The organism is Acinetobacter sp. neg1, assembly GCF_000788125.1.
GTDB classification, from domain to species: Bacteria; Pseudomonadota; Gammaproteobacteria; order Pseudomonadales; family Moraxellaceae; genus Acinetobacter; species Acinetobacter vivianii.
In genome coordinates, this window is the sequence record NZ_JSZD01000006.1 from 917560 (window position 1) to 933922 (window position 16363).

General features: G+C 38.7%; 18 protein-coding genes and 1 tRNA gene. 10 read left to right on the plus strand and 9 right to left on the minus strand.

Translation table 11 applies throughout. The features are described 5' to 3' along the window. Position 1: 1 nt before the first annotated feature. Positions 2 to 253, minus strand: a complete 252-nt coding sequence (locus PJ15_RS05325) for a hypothetical protein (RefSeq protein WP_047428748.1) — start codon at positions 251 to 253, stop codon at positions 2 to 4. Positions 254 to 432: 179 nt separating this feature from the next. Here PJ15_RS05325 and PJ15_RS05330 point away from each other — a divergent pair, with 179 nt between their 5' ends. The 9 genes from PJ15_RS05330 to PJ15_RS05375 all read left to right on the plus strand — a co-directional run bounded on the left by PJ15_RS05330 (position 433) and on the right by PJ15_RS05375 (position 6711). Continuing rightward, a complete protein-coding gene (locus PJ15_RS05330; protein ID WP_047428750.1) occupies positions 433 to 1104 on the plus strand; it encodes a LexA family protein in 672 nt (223 codons plus the stop codon). Between the two features lie 16 nt (positions 1105 to 1120). Beyond that, positions 1121 to 1318 carry a hypothetical protein gene (locus PJ15_RS05335; RefSeq protein WP_047428751.1) on the plus strand — a complete coding sequence of 66 codons (198 nt, stop codon included), beginning with the start codon at positions 1121 to 1123 and terminating at the stop codon, positions 1316 to 1318. A 3-nt stretch (positions 1319 to 1321) separates the two neighbouring features. Further along, a complete protein-coding gene (locus PJ15_RS05340; RefSeq protein ID WP_047428753.1) occupies positions 1322 to 1909 on the plus strand; it encodes an ABC-three component system protein in 588 nt (195 codons plus the stop codon). A 1-nt stretch (position 1910) separates the two neighbouring features. Continuing rightward, the gene (locus PJ15_RS05345) at positions 1911 to 2423 is read left to right on the plus strand and encodes an ABC-three component system middle component 5 (RefSeq protein ID WP_047428755.1); all 513 of its coding nucleotides are present in this window, start codon (positions 1911 to 1913) and stop codon (positions 2421 to 2423) included. After that, entirely contained in the window at positions 2410 to 4305 is a 1896-nt protein-coding gene (locus PJ15_RS05350) for an AAA family ATPase (RefSeq protein ID WP_047428757.1), read from the plus strand. The genes PJ15_RS05345 and PJ15_RS05350 overlap by 14 nt, the downstream gene beginning before the upstream one ends. Positions 4306 to 4420: 115 nt before the next feature. After that, positions 4421 to 4618 carry a hypothetical protein gene (locus tag PJ15_RS05355; RefSeq protein ID WP_047428759.1) on the plus strand — a complete coding sequence of 66 codons (198 nt, stop codon included), beginning with the start codon at positions 4421 to 4423 and terminating at the stop codon, positions 4616 to 4618. A gap of 173 nt (positions 4619 to 4791) precedes the next feature. Beyond that, positions 4792 to 5313, plus strand: coding sequence for a hypothetical protein (locus PJ15_RS05360; RefSeq protein WP_081402749.1), 522 nt, complete (start codon positions 4792 to 4794; stop codon positions 5311 to 5313). 11 nt (positions 5314 to 5324) lie between these two features. Continuing rightward, positions 5325 to 6050: an ERF family protein gene (locus tag PJ15_RS05365; RefSeq protein ID WP_047428761.1), complete on the plus strand. Its 726-nt coding sequence runs from the start codon at positions 5325 to 5327 to the stop codon at positions 6048 to 6050. A 361-nt stretch (positions 6051 to 6411) separates the two neighbouring features. Further along, positions 6412 to 6711, plus strand: a complete 300-nt coding sequence (locus PJ15_RS05375; protein WP_047428764.1) for a hypothetical protein — start codon at positions 6412 to 6414, stop codon at positions 6709 to 6711. Positions 6712 to 6734: 23 nt separating this feature from the next. Here the strand turns inward: PJ15_RS05375 and PJ15_RS05380 are convergent, their stop codons facing one another. The 8 genes from PJ15_RS05380 to efp all read right to left on the minus strand — a co-directional run bounded on the left by PJ15_RS05380 (position 6735) and on the right by efp (position 15250). Further along, on the minus strand, positions 6735 to 7751 hold the full coding sequence (locus PJ15_RS05380; RefSeq protein WP_047428765.1) for a tyrosine-type recombinase/integrase: 1017 nt from the start codon (positions 7749 to 7751) through the stop codon (positions 6735 to 6737). Between the two features lie 255 nt (positions 7752 to 8006). Further along, a tRNA-Val gene (locus tag PJ15_RS05385) sits at positions 8007 to 8083 on the minus strand. A gap of 35 nt (positions 8084 to 8118) precedes the next feature. Then, positions 8119 to 10107, minus strand: a complete 1989-nt coding sequence (locus tag PJ15_RS05390; protein WP_047428767.1) for a transglutaminaseTgpA domain-containing protein — start codon at positions 10105 to 10107, stop codon at positions 8119 to 8121. Positions 10108 to 10109: 2 nt separating this feature from the next. Continuing rightward, on the minus strand, positions 10110 to 11027 hold the full coding sequence (locus PJ15_RS05395) for a DUF58 domain-containing protein (protein WP_047428769.1): 918 nt from the start codon (positions 11025 to 11027) through the stop codon (positions 10110 to 10112). 13 nt (positions 11028 to 11040) lie between these two features. Continuing rightward, positions 11041 to 12000, minus strand: a complete 960-nt coding sequence (locus PJ15_RS05400; protein ID WP_004770451.1) for an AAA family ATPase — start codon at positions 11998 to 12000, stop codon at positions 11041 to 11043. 78 nt (positions 12001 to 12078) lie between these two features. After that, positions 12079 to 12381 carry a YbdD/YjiX family protein gene (locus tag PJ15_RS05405; RefSeq protein WP_004770453.1) on the minus strand — a complete coding sequence of 101 codons (303 nt, stop codon included), beginning with the start codon at positions 12379 to 12381 and terminating at the stop codon, positions 12079 to 12081. Positions 12382 to 12383: 2 nt separating this feature from the next. Then, complete coding sequence (locus PJ15_RS05410; RefSeq protein ID WP_047428772.1) at positions 12384 to 14486, minus strand: carbon starvation CstA family protein; 2103 nt, start codon at positions 14484 to 14486, stop codon at positions 12384 to 12386. Between the two features lie 194 nt (positions 14487 to 14680). Further along, complete coding sequence (gene efp / locus PJ15_RS05415) at positions 14681 to 15250, minus strand: elongation factor P (protein WP_004652839.1); 570 nt, start codon at positions 15248 to 15250, stop codon at positions 14681 to 14683. A gap of 89 nt (positions 15251 to 15339) precedes the next feature. On the opposite strand from efp, the gene epmB reads away from it, so the two are divergent. Next, positions 15340 to 16356, plus strand: a complete 1017-nt coding sequence (epmB, locus tag PJ15_RS05420) for an EF-P beta-lysylation protein EpmB (protein WP_004770455.1) — start codon at positions 15340 to 15342, stop codon at positions 16354 to 16356. The last annotated feature ends 7 nt before the right edge of the window (positions 16357 to 16363 follow it).

The window sequence follows — 16363 nt, forward strand, 5'->3', positions numbered from 1 at the left end:
ATTAGATGGCTACTTCATTACTATTTTGGTTAGGTAATGATTGAACTGGATACAATCCAAAATGTTGCAGGACTTCCTGTTCTGAAACTTGTCCATCACTTGCTTTAACTAAAGCTGAACGGAGCTTTCTACGTGGTTCTTTATATCCATATAAAAGATGTGTCTTTAGATAACCACTTGTTGTACCAGCAGCTTTTGCATATTTGTCTAATTGCTCAGGAGTCATTTTTAAAATGAAGTCTCTAAATCGCATAGATTGATCCTCTTTAATCAATCTAAATATTACCTTTTAGGTAATGCAAATACAACCTTTTTTCTTGTTTACCTTTAAGGTGATAAAAGTAAAATTACACCTACTAGGTATTTTCTTCTTAAAAAACTACCTGTTAGGTATTTTATATAGCAAATACTGCTAAAAAGTTGAGTTAATGTATGGACAGCAAAACTATTAGATATAACAACACCCGCATATTAGTTGACCAAGTTGGTGGTGTTTCTAACTTTGCTAATAAGATTAATAAAGGCCAATCACAAACAAGTCAGTTTGCAGGGACAACTCCCATCAAAGGAATCGGTAATAAAGTAGCTCGTGAAATAGAAGAAGCTTTTGGTAAACCCCATGGTTGGTTAGATATACCACATGAGGATAGAGACAATATTAATAGCTTCGATAGCAATATAGCTAATCAGTTTCCTATTTCTGGTCGATTAATACCAGTAATTTCATGGATACAAGCTGGAACCTGGACAACTGCTGAAAGTATACCTACGGGAACATTATTCGAAGAATGGTTACCGCCTAATCCTAAATGTGGAAAAAACGGCTATGGTTTAGAGGTTGTTGGAGAATCGATGCTTCCAGACTTTCGTCCAGGGGACAAAATATATGTAAATCCAGATTTTCAAGCAAATGATTTAAAAACAGGTGATTTGGTTATTGTTGCCTGTGAAGGAGAAACGGAAGCAACTTTCAAGAAATTGATAGTAGAAAGCAATGGTATGTATTTAGAACCCTTGAACCCTAAATGGCATGAAAAGATCATAGGGCTCCGTGAGGGATGTAAGCTGGTTGGAAAAGTAGTTGGTCTTTATAGAGAAGTTTAAATTAACGGAGAAAATTATGATTGAGTTTATCAATGAGCATTTTGTTGAAATTTTAACCTTTATTGGAGGGTTGGTTTCTGCTATTGCACTTACTATTACCTATCAAAAAACAATTAATAAAAGAGATAAAAATACGACAAACCAAAATAACAATAAAGTTAAAGCTCGTGGAGATGTGAAGTTTATTGGCGGCGATGATAATAGTAAAGAATAAATTATGTTTTCAACAACTAATCAGAATGAAAATCAAATTAATGCTAGTGAAGTAAAACTAGTTGGTGGCGATGATAATAGTACTAAACATACTTTAAACATCATCCCTAATAAAACCACTAGAACTATTGCACAGATGTATTTACGTATTCTGCAAAACTCAGATAATTTTGTTGATGATGAAACATATCAAGAGACTAAAAATAGTCTATATCGATACCTAACTCCAAAATCAGAAATGAAGACTCTTGAACAAAAACTTATAGAGGCTGATAGAGAAGAGTTAGTTGAAGATGCTTTAGAATTGAAAGAAGATACTGTAAAATTCATAACAATGTACGAAGCTTCTAATGCTAGCCGTTATATTCTAGTTCATATTCTTTCAACGATAGCTACTAAGCATAAAGCATATGTGATACCAGCAATCAAAATGAAAAAGCCGAGGGATGCTATTGATGCAATTATTGATAATATGGTTATAGAAAATGCTCTAAGTATACTTGATGGAACTGGAAAATCTATAACTACAGAGAGAATGTATGGCCTAATGTATTATCTAGCTGGTAATTGCCATATTAAATGGACAATCTAAAATGTTGATTTATAGCCCTGCATTTGATGTATCACATTGTGTTTTTAGAATATTATATATTCTTAATATGCTAGATGAGAAAACAATAATAGAGACTGATAAAATTCAAATTATAGATTTTTATCTTGCATATCCTGCTTGTATAAAGGAATTTAAGTTTCCACTTGATTTGAGTGAAACTAAAAATAATTTCAAAGATATAAGAAAAGAATATAGAAATCCAATTAACAATAATGAAACTTTTAAAAAAATTAATACTCTTCAAAAAAGAGCATTAATGAATATTATTTCTCAAGGTTTTTTGGATGTTGAAAACTATAAAAAAGGTTACATAAAAAAAACTGATAAAAGATTTACTTCTGAGTTGAAAAGGCATCTTTCACACTTTTCATTCTATGGAAATCAGCTACTTCCTATAGTATTAGTAGTTACACTCCTAAATATTGACTTAAATGGTGAAAAGGGTTTAAAAGCTCGTTCTGGACTTATGGAATATCGGTATGCAAATTATTGAACCATCAATTGAAATTGTAAAACTAGTAGTTTTAAAAGAAAATAATATTGCATTCAATGGGGTATTTGAGCCTGGTTTAAATATAATCACTGGTTCTAATTCATCGGGAAAAACAACAATATTAGATTTAATAGCCTATACTTTAGGCATGGAAGATGTTCCTTTAAAGAAAGAGGCTCTTATTTGTGATACTTCTTTTCTAGAAATAAAAATTAATAATTCAATAGTTCTTTTAAAAAGGGAAATTTCCACATTATCTAGACGTCCAATATCTATTGCCTTTGAGAAGCTGGATATTACAAAAGTGTCTGATTATGAGTGGAATGTTTTCCCAATAAATAGATCAGAAAAAATCAGTTATTCGCAAATATTTTTTAATTTAATGGATAATAAAGAAGCTCAAATAGAGGCTTCATCAACCCTTACTGTACATCAAATTTTAAGATGTATTTACGCAGCACAGCCTTTTATTCATTCACCCATTCTTACGACAGCAATGTTTGACGATGCACTCACAAGAAAAACTATTGGTGAATATCTTCTTGGTTTTTATAATAATGAACTATACGTAAAAGAAGTTGAGTTAAAAGAAAAGGTTAAAGAAAAAAATAAGGTAACTACAGAGTTAAATTTTTTAAAAAATATTTTTAAAAAATCTATATTCACTTTTTCTAATAAAACAGCTGCTAAAAATAGAATTGAAAAATTAGAAGATCAGTTATTAAAAAAGAAAACTGAACTGAGCAATCAAAAGAAAACTCCAAAAAAGATTGAGAATGAAAACTTAAAAAATATTGACATATTAAATAAAAATCTTAACAAATTAGTTCTTCAAAAGAAAAATTTAGAAGATGAAAAAAATCAATTATCTATAAATTCACTGGATTCCCAATTTTTCATTAGTGAGCTTTTGGATAGACTTGATCGATTAGATGAATCTGAATTTATTCAAAACATTTCAAAAGTTGATTTTGAATTTTGTCCTTCATGTTTATCAAAATTAGATAGCATGCCATCAGATACTTGTAGTTTATGTAAATGTGCCCGAGAAATATCTGATGATCCAGATACTAGTCCATTATTGAGAATGAAAAATGAGCTAATAATACAAATTGATGAATCAAAAAAAATTAATAAAAATAGAGAAAGTAAAATAGATGAAATCACCATTAAAATAAATAATATTAATGCTGAAATTAGTTCGCTATCTAATAAATTAAGCTCTTTAACAGAGCATTGGTCTGATGAAGAAAAAGTAAATATTTCTAATGCTTCTTTTACAATTGGACAAATTGATAATGAGATCAAAGAAATAACTAAAATTTTGCCACTTTATGATGAATCAAACTCTTTAGAAGAAAGAATTAAAGATTTAAGCAGTGATATCACTACATTAGAGTCTGAAATTCACGATTTAGAAGAAGCTAGTTATCAGCATAGAACTAAAACCATGAAGCAACTAAATAGTAATTTATCTGAATTGCTAAAAAAAGATATTCCTCGTGAAAAAGAATTCATCAACCCTACACATATTAATATCAGTTTTACTGATAATCAGATTTATATTAACAATAAGAATAAATTTAGTGAAAGTTCAATGGTAGTCTTAAGACAAATGTTCCATTTAGCATTACTACAAACAGCTGATCAAATTAAAACTATAAGATTTCCAAGATTTTTATTACTAGATGGTATCGATGATGGTGGTATTGAACCTGAAAGAAATATGAATTTGCAAAAAATCATTAAAGAAACAGTGGATTCTTTCGATCATAAAACTCAAATTATTTTAGCTACCTCAGTAACTCATTTAAATGATCTACTAAAACCATTTATTCACAATAGGATTTTTACTGCTGATCACAAATCATTAGACGTATAAAAAGGTAATTTACCTATTGCAATAAATTACCTTTTTGGTAATATTTATCTCACAGACAACAAAAAGCACCCCTGCCTTCGAACTCATGGGTGCTTTGCATCACTGCGAGATAAGTATGAAACAAAAGCCTATACCTAGTCAAACGTCCCAACGTTTATACCAGCACCCTACTGCTGCTGATCTTCAGGTCAGTACCCTTGAAATCATCAAAGTAAATCTAAAAGATGCGCTTAAGCTCTTCCCTATTATTTTAGTGGTTTTCTTACTCTGGCTAATCCTTTCTGCTGCTGTTTACAGCATCTTTGGAGGATAAGTCATGGAAAAGAATAATCTGGTCAAATGCTGCCGCTGCCGCAATAAACATTTAGAAAGTGATCGTATCTGGAAAAAAGCCAAACGACATGGCGTTAGTTGTCAGGATTCCGTTTGTCCCCGCTGTAAATGCACTACCTATTACTTAATCAAAGATGAAAAGGAGTCTATTCAATGAATACTCCAGCATCTTTTCATTCTTCAAAAACGTACAAAATACAACCGACAAGCTATGACGCACAGCGTCTTGAAAGCCCTGTAAATACTGGGCACTCAGCATCATATACACAGGGTAAGACCAGTAATATGGAGCCTGTCATGCAAAAGAAACGCTATACCACACCATTCGCAGAATTCATCTGTAAAGACATGAATGGCTACTACAACGTACGCCTTGGCCCAAAAATTTATCTGGTCAACGTATCGTTAAATTACACCCCTGATTTTGATACAGAATTCTTCGGTGGCATTCAGGCTGCTGCTTTTGACTGGCACTCTATCCTCGTTAAGGAAACGCCAGATAGCGAGCCTCGCCCGATCAATGAGGAAGAATTATCTGTGTATTGGCTAAAAGGTAATATCAAGAAGCTCGTAAATTACCAACGTGCCATTCAACGCAGTGCCAAAAGCCAAACTCCACGCTATAGCAAAGAACAACGTATTGACTACCGTAACGCGCAGTACAACGGTGCCTAAGGAGATTTAAGATGAATGCAGCAGTGAATCAGCAAATGGCATCGGCAACCACACTTGATGCCTTACAACTTATCCAGCTTGAATTAAAAGCACCAAAGAGCAAATACAACAGCTTCGGTAAATTCCATTACCGTAGTCTTGAGGACATTCTCGAAGGTGTTAAGCCGTTATTGCAAAAATACGGCGCTACCCTTGTGGTGACTGATGAAGTACAAGAGATCGGCCCGGTCGTGGTGATCACGGCCAAAGCAGTCTTTACCGATGCACAAGGCAAACAAACCATGACCACCGCTCATGCTGGTGTCGAGATCAATAAAAAAGGGATGGATGTAGCGCAGACTTTTGGCTCATCCAGTTCTTATGCGCGTAAATATGCATTGAATGGTCTGTTCCTGATTGATGATACTCAAGATGCTGATACGGATGCTTTCCATCAACAGACCAATGCACCTGCCCGGAACAACCAGCAGAATGCTCCTGCTCAAAATCAGCAGCGCAATCAGAACCAGCAACCGGCTCAGCAACAACGACAACCGCAGCCACAAAACCAGATGGCCCCTGTCAATGCTGCACAGCAATTGACTCAGGATTTTCAGCAGGCCTTAAATGCGATTCATCATGCAGACAAAGAAGTGGATCTGGGACCGATCTATAAACAATTTAAAGGCACTCGCTATGAAGCCCAGATTGTGCAGGCCTGCAAGGCAAAAAAGGACATGGAGGGTTGGAGTGCGTAAAAACCTACATCTTTAAGTATGTGGCCAAGCTTCACGGCAAAGGCAGCTTACGAGGACGTGTAGAGGCTACGACAGCTCTCCAGGCAAAACAACAGGTCCTGCAAGGTAATGAAATGATTAAGGATGTCTCAGTCTCCTTGTTAACCAATCAGAAGGCTGCCCGCACGCAGTCTTTTGAAAAGTTAAATAATTAAAAGTTTTTGCAGATGGGAATATGAAGAATTTCAGAAACCCTATTAGACCTAAAATTTAAAAACCACACTTCTAAACAAGAGAACATTCTTAGCAATGTTCTCCAGAAGCGATCGTATTGTTGACCCATGCGGTTGTTTCTGGAGAACATTGCATAACAGGTAAAAGCATGAGCATTATGCAAAAATATATAATTGTTGTTGAATCAGAAAAACCACCAAGAGTGTGTTTGCAAGATGTGATACCGCAAGTGGGCAAAGTTTTAGAATTGAAATCTGAGGAGCTCCCTCACCGGGTTGATACCAAATGGGTAATGGAACGTTATGAAATGGCTCGCACCACAGTAATTGAATTTTTAAAACCATTTAATAAAGGCTCGGGCGGTAAGTATTCCTATGATCCTTTAGAGATTATCCCAGTGTTAAATAATCGCCATAAAATAAAACGCGGTGCAAAGAGAAAAAACTAAGCCCCTATCAAGGGGCTTTTCTTTTATGCAGCATTCAACATTTTGGCAATCTCAGATGCACTTGGATTATAGTAAGTGTTCACCAGCACATTAATGGTTTTATGACCTGTAATTTTAGCGAGGATCTCAACCGGGATTTTCTGAATATTTACCAGACGTGTAATGGCCTCATGGCGCGTATCATGGAAAGTAATAACTCCATTCAAGCCCACTTTGGCTAAATTCCGTTGCCAGATAAGTCTAAATGAATTGCTGTTATGTTTAAGCAACTTCCCTTTTCTACCCTTTAACAGATCCAGCAATTTACGTCCGCGTGTTGTCAGAGGCACATCCCGAGCACTGCCATTTTTAGTATCTGGTAAATGTACATAATCCCCAAAATCATGGATGTCATGAATACCCAAGATCTCACCTCTACGCATAGAGGACTCCATAGCAAACAGAAATGCCCAGGCTACCTCTTGAGCTGGTGTAACCGGTTCTTTTTCTTCATTGTAATTATCTAAACCTGCCAGAATGATTTTTACATGTTCATCTGTGATTCGTTGATTTCGTGGCGGCGGTAGAGATGGCTTTTTGATAACTTGAACAGGGTTATCTTTTAATAAGAATAATTCACTGACAGCATATGTGAATACAGCTGAACATAGACTTAGTTCTCGGCTGACCGTACTTGATTTAACCACCTTTAAACGACGATCTCTGAGGGCAACCATATCTTGTGGAGTAATATCGTAAATTGAAGTATTTGCTAGATGGCCACAATAATAGTTGAGACGTTTAAGATAGTTCTTTATATAGGAACAGCTTTTTTTATGTTTACCTACATTTTCGTAGTACTGGGTGAATAGTTCGGAAAAAGGGATATCTGGTTGTTCGAGTTTTTTTAATTCTTCTTGGTATTGTAGCTGGAGTTCCATAAGTCGACGTGCTGCCCAATCTGTACACTCTTTAGCGGTGTCTCTTGTAGCTGCGTCACGGAGATGTTTGTATTTTACTTGGATGCGATAAGAATTACCGCGCTTGACTGGCTTTTGCATATTAACCTCTTAATATTTGTGCTTAAATCAAGCGCAACAAAGAGGAACGAAAAAGTTCGCCCGTTGGCGCCCGATCCGAGAGCCATACTTCAGCATTAGATGCTAAAAATGGCGCCCAAAAGCGGAATATAAAGTAGTTTTTATGCCTTTTTTGAACTTTTTGAAGGTTCAAATTTGACCCGAAGGACAATAAAAACAAGGCCGAATTCATTAAAAATTCGGCCTTAAAACGCTGATTTTACTCAACTTTAATCTTGGTAGGTATATCCAGACTCGAACTGGAGACCTCTACGATGTCAACGTAGCGCTCTAACCAACTGAGCTATACACCTAGAATGAGAAGCATAATATTCATTTTTTTGACGCTTCACAAGTTTTTTTGCGACTGTTTTATTACAATCGCACAGTCTTTAAGCAACTGCTTAAACTCTTGGGTATTTACCTTATCCTTTTGCTCTAAAAATACGATTTTTTGATATAACACAATCACTTGTTTAAATGAATCTTTCTCCTCAACCAACATAGAGATACGCTGCATCCAGCTTTGAAAGGTTTCAGCTGGATATTTATGCAAATGCTTGGGCAATTGTTTTTCAAATTGCATAATCATGCGTTGATACTGATCTTGTTGCCCTCTTTGTCTCCACCAGTACCATCCTGCATAGATGATTAAAATACTTCCAATCCCAACAACTAAAACAATCACATAGCCATAACTTGAACCCACACCTAATCTAGATAGCCAGTTTTTCTGTTTTTCTGCATCATAGCCAACCACTTTGCTTTGCCATTGATAACTTAAATAATCACTCCAGATGCGTACATTTTTCAAAAATTTAAATTGCTGCAAACGCCAAGCCTGAGTTTGCCCCTCTCCCCATACAGCCTGATCTTGCGCCAGATAATCTTGCATCCCCGTATCAATTCGTTGCGGTGCAATCATTGCAGTTGGATCGATCCTTTGCCATTTTCCATCCAGATAAACCTCACTCCATGCATGCGCATCCAGCTGGCGTACTTCCCAACTTTGTCTGTCTGGCGCCAATTGTCCACCTTGATAACCAGTCACCACCCGTGCAGGAATCCCGACATAACGCATTAACATGACAAAGCTAGATGCATAATGTTCACAAAACCCTTTGCGACTAGAAAACAGGAATTGATCAATCCGATCTCCACTCAAGGTGCCTGGCGTCAAGGTATAGGTAAAGCCATTTTTCCTATACCACGACAGCACTGATTGTAAGTATTTTTCAGCCTGTCTCTGGTTCTGCTCAAATAATTGCTGCGCCAGTTGCTGTGCTTTTTTATCTTTACCCTCATCAAATCGAGTATTCAGTTCAAGTTGACGCGGTGACAGGAAAACGGGCTCTGCTGCTGTTCGCCCCAACCAAAGCATCTGTATAGGTTGATTGCGTTTAATCAATTTAGAAGGACGAATACTATCGTCTTGATACAGCTGTAAATAACGCTCTTGGGGAATCGAATATTCCAGTCCCATGATCCAGTTGGCTTGCTCATCCGCAGGTAAATATTGATAGCTGACACGGCGCGATGAGACCGGGATGCGCTTTAAATGCTGATTATAAAAACTACTACTCCATGTGGTTCCATCATATTCGTCTAAAACCAACGCTCGCCAGTACAATTCTGATCGGCTAGGCAAATCATACATCGGTGCGATGATACGAAAAGCCAAGGCAGACGATTGAGATAATTGAGCAATATCCCCCGGTGACATCCGATCACTGATGCCTGTGGTCGCGTGGTTCTGTTGAATGGGAATCGCCCAAAGCGGCGGTAAACGAGGGAAGAAAATAAACAGCAGAATAAAAAATGGTGTGGCTATCCCGACAAATTTTAGGATTTGCCTCAGATCTTGTTTTAACTGATTTCTGGTCTGATTCTTCTGTTTAAATAGATCAGTTTGAATCCGATATAAGCCCATCAGGCACATCACGAATGCCACAAAGACAACTACGGCCATCCAGAATGCTTGGCTATATAACAGCAAACTTGCACTGACAAATAAGGCAAAGTTAAAGACAATCAGCAAATCACGGGTGTTTTTAGATTCAAGACTTTTGGCAAATAAACAGGTTGTTAGAAATGCAACCCCAGCCTCTACACCTAGCAAGCTTTGATACTGAATATAAATCAATGCAATCGACAATAAGGTAAATGCCACTAAAAGCAGTTTAGGCAATGCTGTGATTTTTTGCTTGTGATAGCGCCATACCAAAGTCAGCCAAACGATGCCCCATAACCCACTCAATGAGACAGGAATAAAACTGACTTGACCCATCAGGATCAATCCTAAAGCAGCTAAAATACAAAAATAGATGGCTTTGGTCATGTTTAAGCCTGCGCAAGTAAAAGTCTGGCTTTCATTAATTGGGTTTGGCCTTGTCCACTTTCCAGTCTGGCATGCGGCAAAATCACAGCATAGTCATCCCCTAATTGTTCACACTGTTCAATCAGCCCCATCATAAAACTTAATTTTTCCTCATGGCCTAATGCAGGTATTTGTTGATAGTCAATTTCTACATGTTGATGATTGGCCTGCGCTTCAAACAGTTTGATAAAGAAACCCTGCCCACGTGCAACCTGCTTCCATGCCACATTCTGATAAGAGTCTCCATGCTGGAAAGTTCTCAGTTCTTTAAATTCATCCAGACTATCCTGCGCCGAAGTCAGCTGACTCTTATGTTCTTTCTGCCAATCATAGGCTTTCGGTGCAATCCAGACTTTTTGTTTTGGATATAAATACGTCCATGCACGGACCAATCCCAAAGGATAGGTCGCATAAACTTTCAATGCATCCAATTTATATCTGCCTCGTTGTTCAGGCAGAACAGCAAGTTCTAGGCTATGCTGAGTTTGGTCCAAATACAGAAAATGTTCTTGTTCTTGCCAATCCAAACGCAAATATCGAACCGTCTGGACAGATTGTTTAAATAAAATTTTTAGGATTAGCGGCTGACTCACTTGCCCAACCTCTGGCGCGACCAGTTCAATCTCTAAGCCATGCAGCTGCTTAAAAGTCAGATAAAAGTTGATACAGAGAATGGCGCTGATTAAAAAGCAAAAACCAAGAATCAGGTTATTTGCATAGTTGATCCCTGCAATAAATGTAATGACAATTAGAACCAGATATAAGAAACCTTGCTTATAAATAAACACCAACACATCTTTCTGCAATAAGACCTTGCTGCCTTCCACTTGAAAGCGCTTCGCAATCCATTGTTGTAGCTGCTGCTTGACTCCTTTTTGCATATGCCGATCTCAACTATAAGACATCGACCGATTGTAAAATCTGCCCAACTTCAACGTCACTCAGACTTAAACGATGTGCCACCACAGCGACAAATACAGTTTGTATATCATCTGTCATTACAAAACTACGCCCCTCAACCAATGCATAAGCTTGTGCCGCAGCCTTCAACGCCAATACTCCACGTGTTGACAGCCCATGACGTAGCTTCCGTGTTTCAGCAGCCAAGTCCAAAATATAATTGAGTACAGCCTCACTCAGAAAAACCTGTTTTGCCAGCTCACGTAAATGCAAAATATCAGCTTGATTAAATACAGCCTCCAGTTGATGGATCAAAACTTGACGTGAACGCTGTTGCAATAACAGTTTTTCCGCTTGTCGAGAAGGATATCCTAACGACAAACGCATCAAGAAACGGTCGAGTTGCGATTCTGGTAAGGCATAGGTACCACTTTGAAATAGTGGGTTTTGCGTGGCTAAGACCCAGAATGGTTGTGGCAATTCATAATGCACACCATCTACGGTAACAGCCCCTTCCTCCATTGCTTCTAATAAGGCGCTTTGAGTTTTGGGACTACAGCGGTTAATTTCATCTGCCAACAATATCTGGGTAAAAATCGGCCCTTGCTTAAACTCAAATAGATGTTCTTTTTGATTAAAAATATTGATCCCAATCACATCACTCGCCAACATATCGTTGGTGAATTGAATCCGCTGGAAATGCAGCCCTGCCAGACGCGCCAAAGCACTGGCTAAAGTGGTTTTGCCTAAGCCGGGTAAATCTTCAAACAACACATGACCACCCGCCAACAAGCAAGTTAGCGCCAATTTGGTTTGTTGTGGTTTATCTAAAATCAGTTGGTTTACTTCAAATAAGAATTGCTCAATCTTTTGGGCAAAGCTTTGAATATCTTGTTCTAATGCCTGATTCTGTTTTGTTTTCTCTTGAGCCGATGACTTTTCCATGCCCCACATTATTCTATCCCCCAAAATAAAACAGTGTATGTTCAACATACACTGTTTTGGTTTTTTTTCAAAGAAATCAAATAATTTCTAGCAAGGACACTTCTTCATATTGCCACCCGCAGAAGGATAACGTGCATCGATACAATGACGATAAAAAGTCTTTGCATCCATCGGCGTTAAATCTGGATGATGCGCCTTCATATGCTGCACATAGGTTTCATAATCAGGCACACCGACCATCAGACGGAAACTCTGCTGCAAACGTTGCCATAAAACAGCAATACGCGACCAATTCTTCGGTGACAAAAGTAAGTGTTTTTGCGACATGATGGTGAATTTAATAATCTTCACAATCACCGCGCTACCTTGCCGAGCAATTTTAAAATCCATCGCTACTCTCCTTTGATGCTATTCGCAATCATCGGGCTTTCTGAATAAACGGCTGGCGCTTCATTCGCGGTTGGTGTTGGGCTTGCCAAAGCACGGCGTATAATGCCAATTGATGCAATCACCATTACAATCGCAACAATCATAAAGAAGCCACAAAGTGCCGCATTGATTTGATTTGACATCACAATGGTCTGCATTTCCGCAACTGTTTTAGCTGGTGCAAGGATTTCACCACGTGCAATTGCATCAGAAAAACGATTCGCTTGTGCAAGGAAACCAATCTTCGGATTTTCGTGGAAAATCTTTTGCCAGCCTGCAGTCATTGAGGTAATGAACAAGAAAATCGTTGGGACAATGGTCACCCAAACATATTTCTCTTTCTTCATTTTGAATAAAATGACGGTTCCCAAAATCAATGCCATCGATGCAAGAATCTGGTTACCGATACCAAAGAGCGGCCACAACGAGTTAATCCCGCCGAGTGGATCAACCACACCTTGATAAACGAAGAAACCCCAACCTGCGACCGCGACAAAGGTCCCGACCATATTTCCAAAGAATGAACTTGATTGCTTGATCGCTGGAACCACGATACCCACTGTATCCTGCACCATGAAACGACATGCACGTGTTCCTGCATCCACAGCAGTCAAAATGAATAATGCTTCAAACAGAATCGCAAAGTGATACCAGAACGCCATCATGGAGCGGTTATTGAAAATCTCTGAAATGATATGCGCCATACCAATTGCAAATGTAGGTGCGCCACCTGTACGAGACAGAATTGAACTCTCACCCACTTCCTGAGCCAGTAAGGTCAACATTTCTGGACTAACCACGAAGCCAAGATTACGCACTGCTTCCGCAGCGGTCTCTACCGAGGTTCCTAAAACTGCTGCTGGCACATTAATTGCAAAATAAATACCCGGATCAAGTACCGTTGCACAGATCATTGCCATGATACCGACAAATGATTCCATCAACATACCGCCATAGCCGATCATACGAATATTGACTTCATTATCGACCAGTTTAGGGGTTGTACCTGATGCCACCAGTGCATGGAAGCCTGAAATCGCACCACAAGCAATGGTAATAAATAGAAATGGAAATAAACTACCTGCAAATACAGGGCCTGTACCATCCACAAAATGCGTGACTGCTGGCATTTTCAGATCAGGCATCGCAAAGATAATCCCAATCGCCAAACCTGCAATCACACCAATTTTCAAGAAAGTTGATAAATAATCACGTGGCGCTAATAACAACCAAACTGGTAATACCGAAGCGATAAAGCCGTAAATAATCAGTGCCCATGTCAATTGCGTTCCACTGAGGGTAAATAATTGTCCCCAATATGGATCTTTTGCCACATCACCACCGTAGACAATTGCCGCCATCATCAGCACAAAGCCAATAATTGATACCTCAGCAATTTTCCCCGGGCGGAGATAACGCATGTAGATACCCATAAATAAAGCAATTGGAATCGTCGCTGCAATACTGAACACACCCCACGGGCTATGTGCCAAGGCTTTAACCACCACCAGTGCCAATACTGCAAGGATAATGATCATTACACCAAGCGTACCCAGCATCACAATGACACCAGCAAAAGTACCAAGCTCCTGTTTTGCCATCTCACCTAAAGAACGGCCATCGCGTCTTGTGGAGATAAATAAAACCAGAAAATCTTGTACCGCACCGGCAATTACTACACCGACCAAGAGCCAGATGGTACCAGGTAAATAACCCATTTGTGCTGCAAGAATTGGCCCGACTAAAGGCCCTGCTCCAGCAATCGCAGCAAAGTGATGACCAAATAAAACGAATTTATTGGTCGGTACATAATCCAGACCATCGGCAAGGCGATGAGCTGGTGTTAACCGTTTAGGATTTAATTCAAAAACTTTGTTTGCAATAAATAAACTGTAGAACCGATATGCAATGCTATATACACAGACCGCAGCAAGAACCAACCAGACTGCATTGACATGCTCACCACGACTAACCGCCAATATCCCAAATGAAATTGCCCCAACAATGGCAACCAAACTCCATAGGAGTTTTGAGGAAAGTGTTGACTTCGCTTGTGTTGTCTCCATTCAAAACCTCTCAAATACATAACGCGTGGTTATTTAGCTTTCCCTTTCTATATTTTCTGTAGAAGAAATATCTTTGTAAGTTTACCTTCTAGCTTCAATTATTTATCTAATACTTTGGCATAAAAAAAGGGATGATTGTTCATCATCCCCTTCGATAATTGTATATCTTGCGTAGCTCAGCTACGCCTTCACAATTATGCACGCTCTAGGTAGTCACCAGTACGGGTATCTACACGAACGCTTTCTTCTTGCTGTACGAATAATGGAACACGTACCACAGCACCTGTTTCAAGTTTCGCAGGCTTACCGCCACCGCCAGAAGTATCACCACGTACACCTGGATCAGTTTCAACGATTTTAAGTACAACGAAGTTCGGTGGGCTTACGGTTAAAGGTACGCCATTGAACAACATAATTGTACATTTTTCATTTGAATCGTCTTTTAACCATTTCGCAGCATCACCCATTGCTGTTTTATCAGCAGCGATTTGCTCGAAAGATACAGGATCCATGAAGTTCCACATTTCACCATCGTTGTAGAGGTAGTCCATTTCCACTTCTACAATATCAGCTGCTTCTAAAGAGTCACCTGATTTGAATGTTTTTTCTAATACTTTACCAGAGCGAAGGTTACGTAATTTCACACGGTTAAATGCTTGACCCTTACCTGGTTTTACATATTCATTTTCCATGATTGAACATGGGTTGCCATCAAGCATAACCTTAAGGCCTGCTTTAAAATCATTTGTAGAATAATAGGCCATGAAAGGCGCACTCCAAACTTAAAACTCAAATCTATTAATGCTAGACTACACGCACAGGTGTGACACTAACACTATTTTTAACGTATGGCATGATAAACTATTTACATCAAGAGCAAAACTGGCAATCACAACTCAGTGACCTAATTACTGATCCCTTAGAGCTGTTAAATCTGCTTGAGTTATCTACCGATCAGCTATTATCAGGGGCAATCCTCGCCTCTGAAAAGTTTAAATTGCGCGTCCCGCGTGCATTCGTCGGAAAAATGAGCATTGGCGATCCGCTTGATCCCCTGCTGCTTCAAGTCTTGCCACATCATCTGGAACTGGAAGAACATCCCGAGTTCGTGACTGATCCTCTCGGTGAGGAAGCAGCCAATCAAATGGCGGGAGTTCTGCATAAATACCAGTCGCGTTTTTTACTCACCTTGACTGGTGCCTGTGCAATTCACTGCCGCTATTGTTTCCGTCGACATTTTCCCTATCAGGAAAACCTGCCTAAAAATGACGACTGGATCAATATCAAAGCCTATATTGAACAAAATCCACAGATCAATGAAGTGATTTTAAGTGGTGGCGATCCACTGACTTTAAGTAACCGAAAACTTGCGTTGTGGCTAGAACGTCTAGCATCTCTCCCTCAGATCAAGATATTGAGAATTCATTCACGCGTTCCGATTGTGATCCCGAACCGTATTGATGAAGAGCTGATTTCTATATTAAAAAACAGTAGGCTACGCATTGTAGTAGTGGTACACTCAAATCACGCAGCTGAACTCGATGATTTCACCTGCTCAAAGTTATTACAGTTATCACTCCACCATATTACCGTGCTCAATCAGGCGGTTTTACTGAAAGGCGTGAATGATTCTGCAGAAACTTTAAATGCATTGAGTTTCCGTTTATTTGAAGCACGAGTAATGCCCTATTACCTTCATGTTTTGGATAAAGTCAAAGGTGCTCAGCATTTTGACTTAAGATCTTCAGAGATAGATCATATATACACTGATGTATTAGCAAGTTTACCAGGCTATCTGGTACCAAAACTTGTCAGGGAAATTGCGGGCGAAAAAAATAAAACACCGCTTTTTGGGGTTCAAACGTTCTGAGATTGAT

Bases quoted from the DNA above. Each gene is read 5' to 3' on its own strand.
- PJ15_RS05325 (WP_047428748.1), bottom strand. From the start codon at position 253: ATGCGATTTAGAGACTTCATTTTAAAAATGACTCCTGAGCAATTAGAC.
- PJ15_RS05330 (WP_047428750.1), top strand. From the start codon at position 433: ATGGACAGCAAAACTATTAGATATAACAACACCCGCATATTAGTTGAC.
- PJ15_RS05335 (WP_047428751.1), top strand. From the start codon at position 1,121: ATGATTGAGTTTATCAATGAGCATTTTGTTGAAATTTTAACCTTTATT.
- PJ15_RS05340 (WP_047428753.1), top strand. From the start codon at position 1,322: ATGTTTTCAACAACTAATCAGAATGAAAATCAAATTAATGCTAGTGAA.
- PJ15_RS05345 (WP_047428755.1), top strand. From the start codon at position 1,911: ATGTTGATTTATAGCCCTGCATTTGATGTATCACATTGTGTTTTTAGA.
- PJ15_RS05350 (WP_047428757.1), top strand. From the start codon at position 2,410: ATGCAAATTATTGAACCATCAATTGAAATTGTAAAACTAGTAGTTTTA.
- PJ15_RS05355 (WP_047428759.1), top strand. From the start codon at position 4,421: ATGAAACAAAAGCCTATACCTAGTCAAACGTCCCAACGTTTATACCAG.
- PJ15_RS05360 (WP_081402749.1), top strand. From the start codon at position 4,792: ATGAATACTCCAGCATCTTTTCATTCTTCAAAAACGTACAAAATACAA.
- PJ15_RS05365 (WP_047428761.1), top strand. From the start codon at position 5,325: ATGAATGCAGCAGTGAATCAGCAAATGGCATCGGCAACCACACTTGAT.
- PJ15_RS05375 (WP_047428764.1), top strand. From the start codon at position 6,412: ATGAGCATTATGCAAAAATATATAATTGTTGTTGAATCAGAAAAACCA.
- PJ15_RS05380 (WP_047428765.1), bottom strand. From the start codon at position 7,751: ATGCAAAAGCCAGTCAAGCGCGGTAATTCTTATCGCATCCAAGTAAAA.
- PJ15_RS05390 (WP_047428767.1), bottom strand. From the start codon at position 10,107: ATGACCAAAGCCATCTATTTTTGTATTTTAGCTGCTTTAGGATTGATC.
- PJ15_RS05395 (WP_047428769.1), bottom strand. From the start codon at position 11,027: ATGCAAAAAGGAGTCAAGCAGCAGCTACAACAATGGATTGCGAAGCGC.
- PJ15_RS05400 (WP_004770451.1), bottom strand. From the start codon at position 12,000: ATGTGGGGCATGGAAAAGTCATCGGCTCAAGAGAAAACAAAACAGAAT.
- PJ15_RS05405 (WP_004770453.1), bottom strand. From the start codon at position 12,381: ATGGATTTTAAAATTGCTCGGCAAGGTAGCGCGGTGATTGTGAAGATT.
- PJ15_RS05410 (WP_047428772.1), bottom strand. From the start codon at position 14,486: ATGGAGACAACACAAGCGAAGTCAACACTTTCCTCAAAACTCCTATGG.
- efp (WP_004652839.1), bottom strand. From the start codon at position 15,250: ATGGCCTATTATTCTACAAATGATTTTAAAGCAGGCCTTAAGGTTATG.
- epmB (WP_004770455.1), top strand. From the start codon at position 15,340: ATGATAAACTATTTACATCAAGAGCAAAACTGGCAATCACAACTCAGT.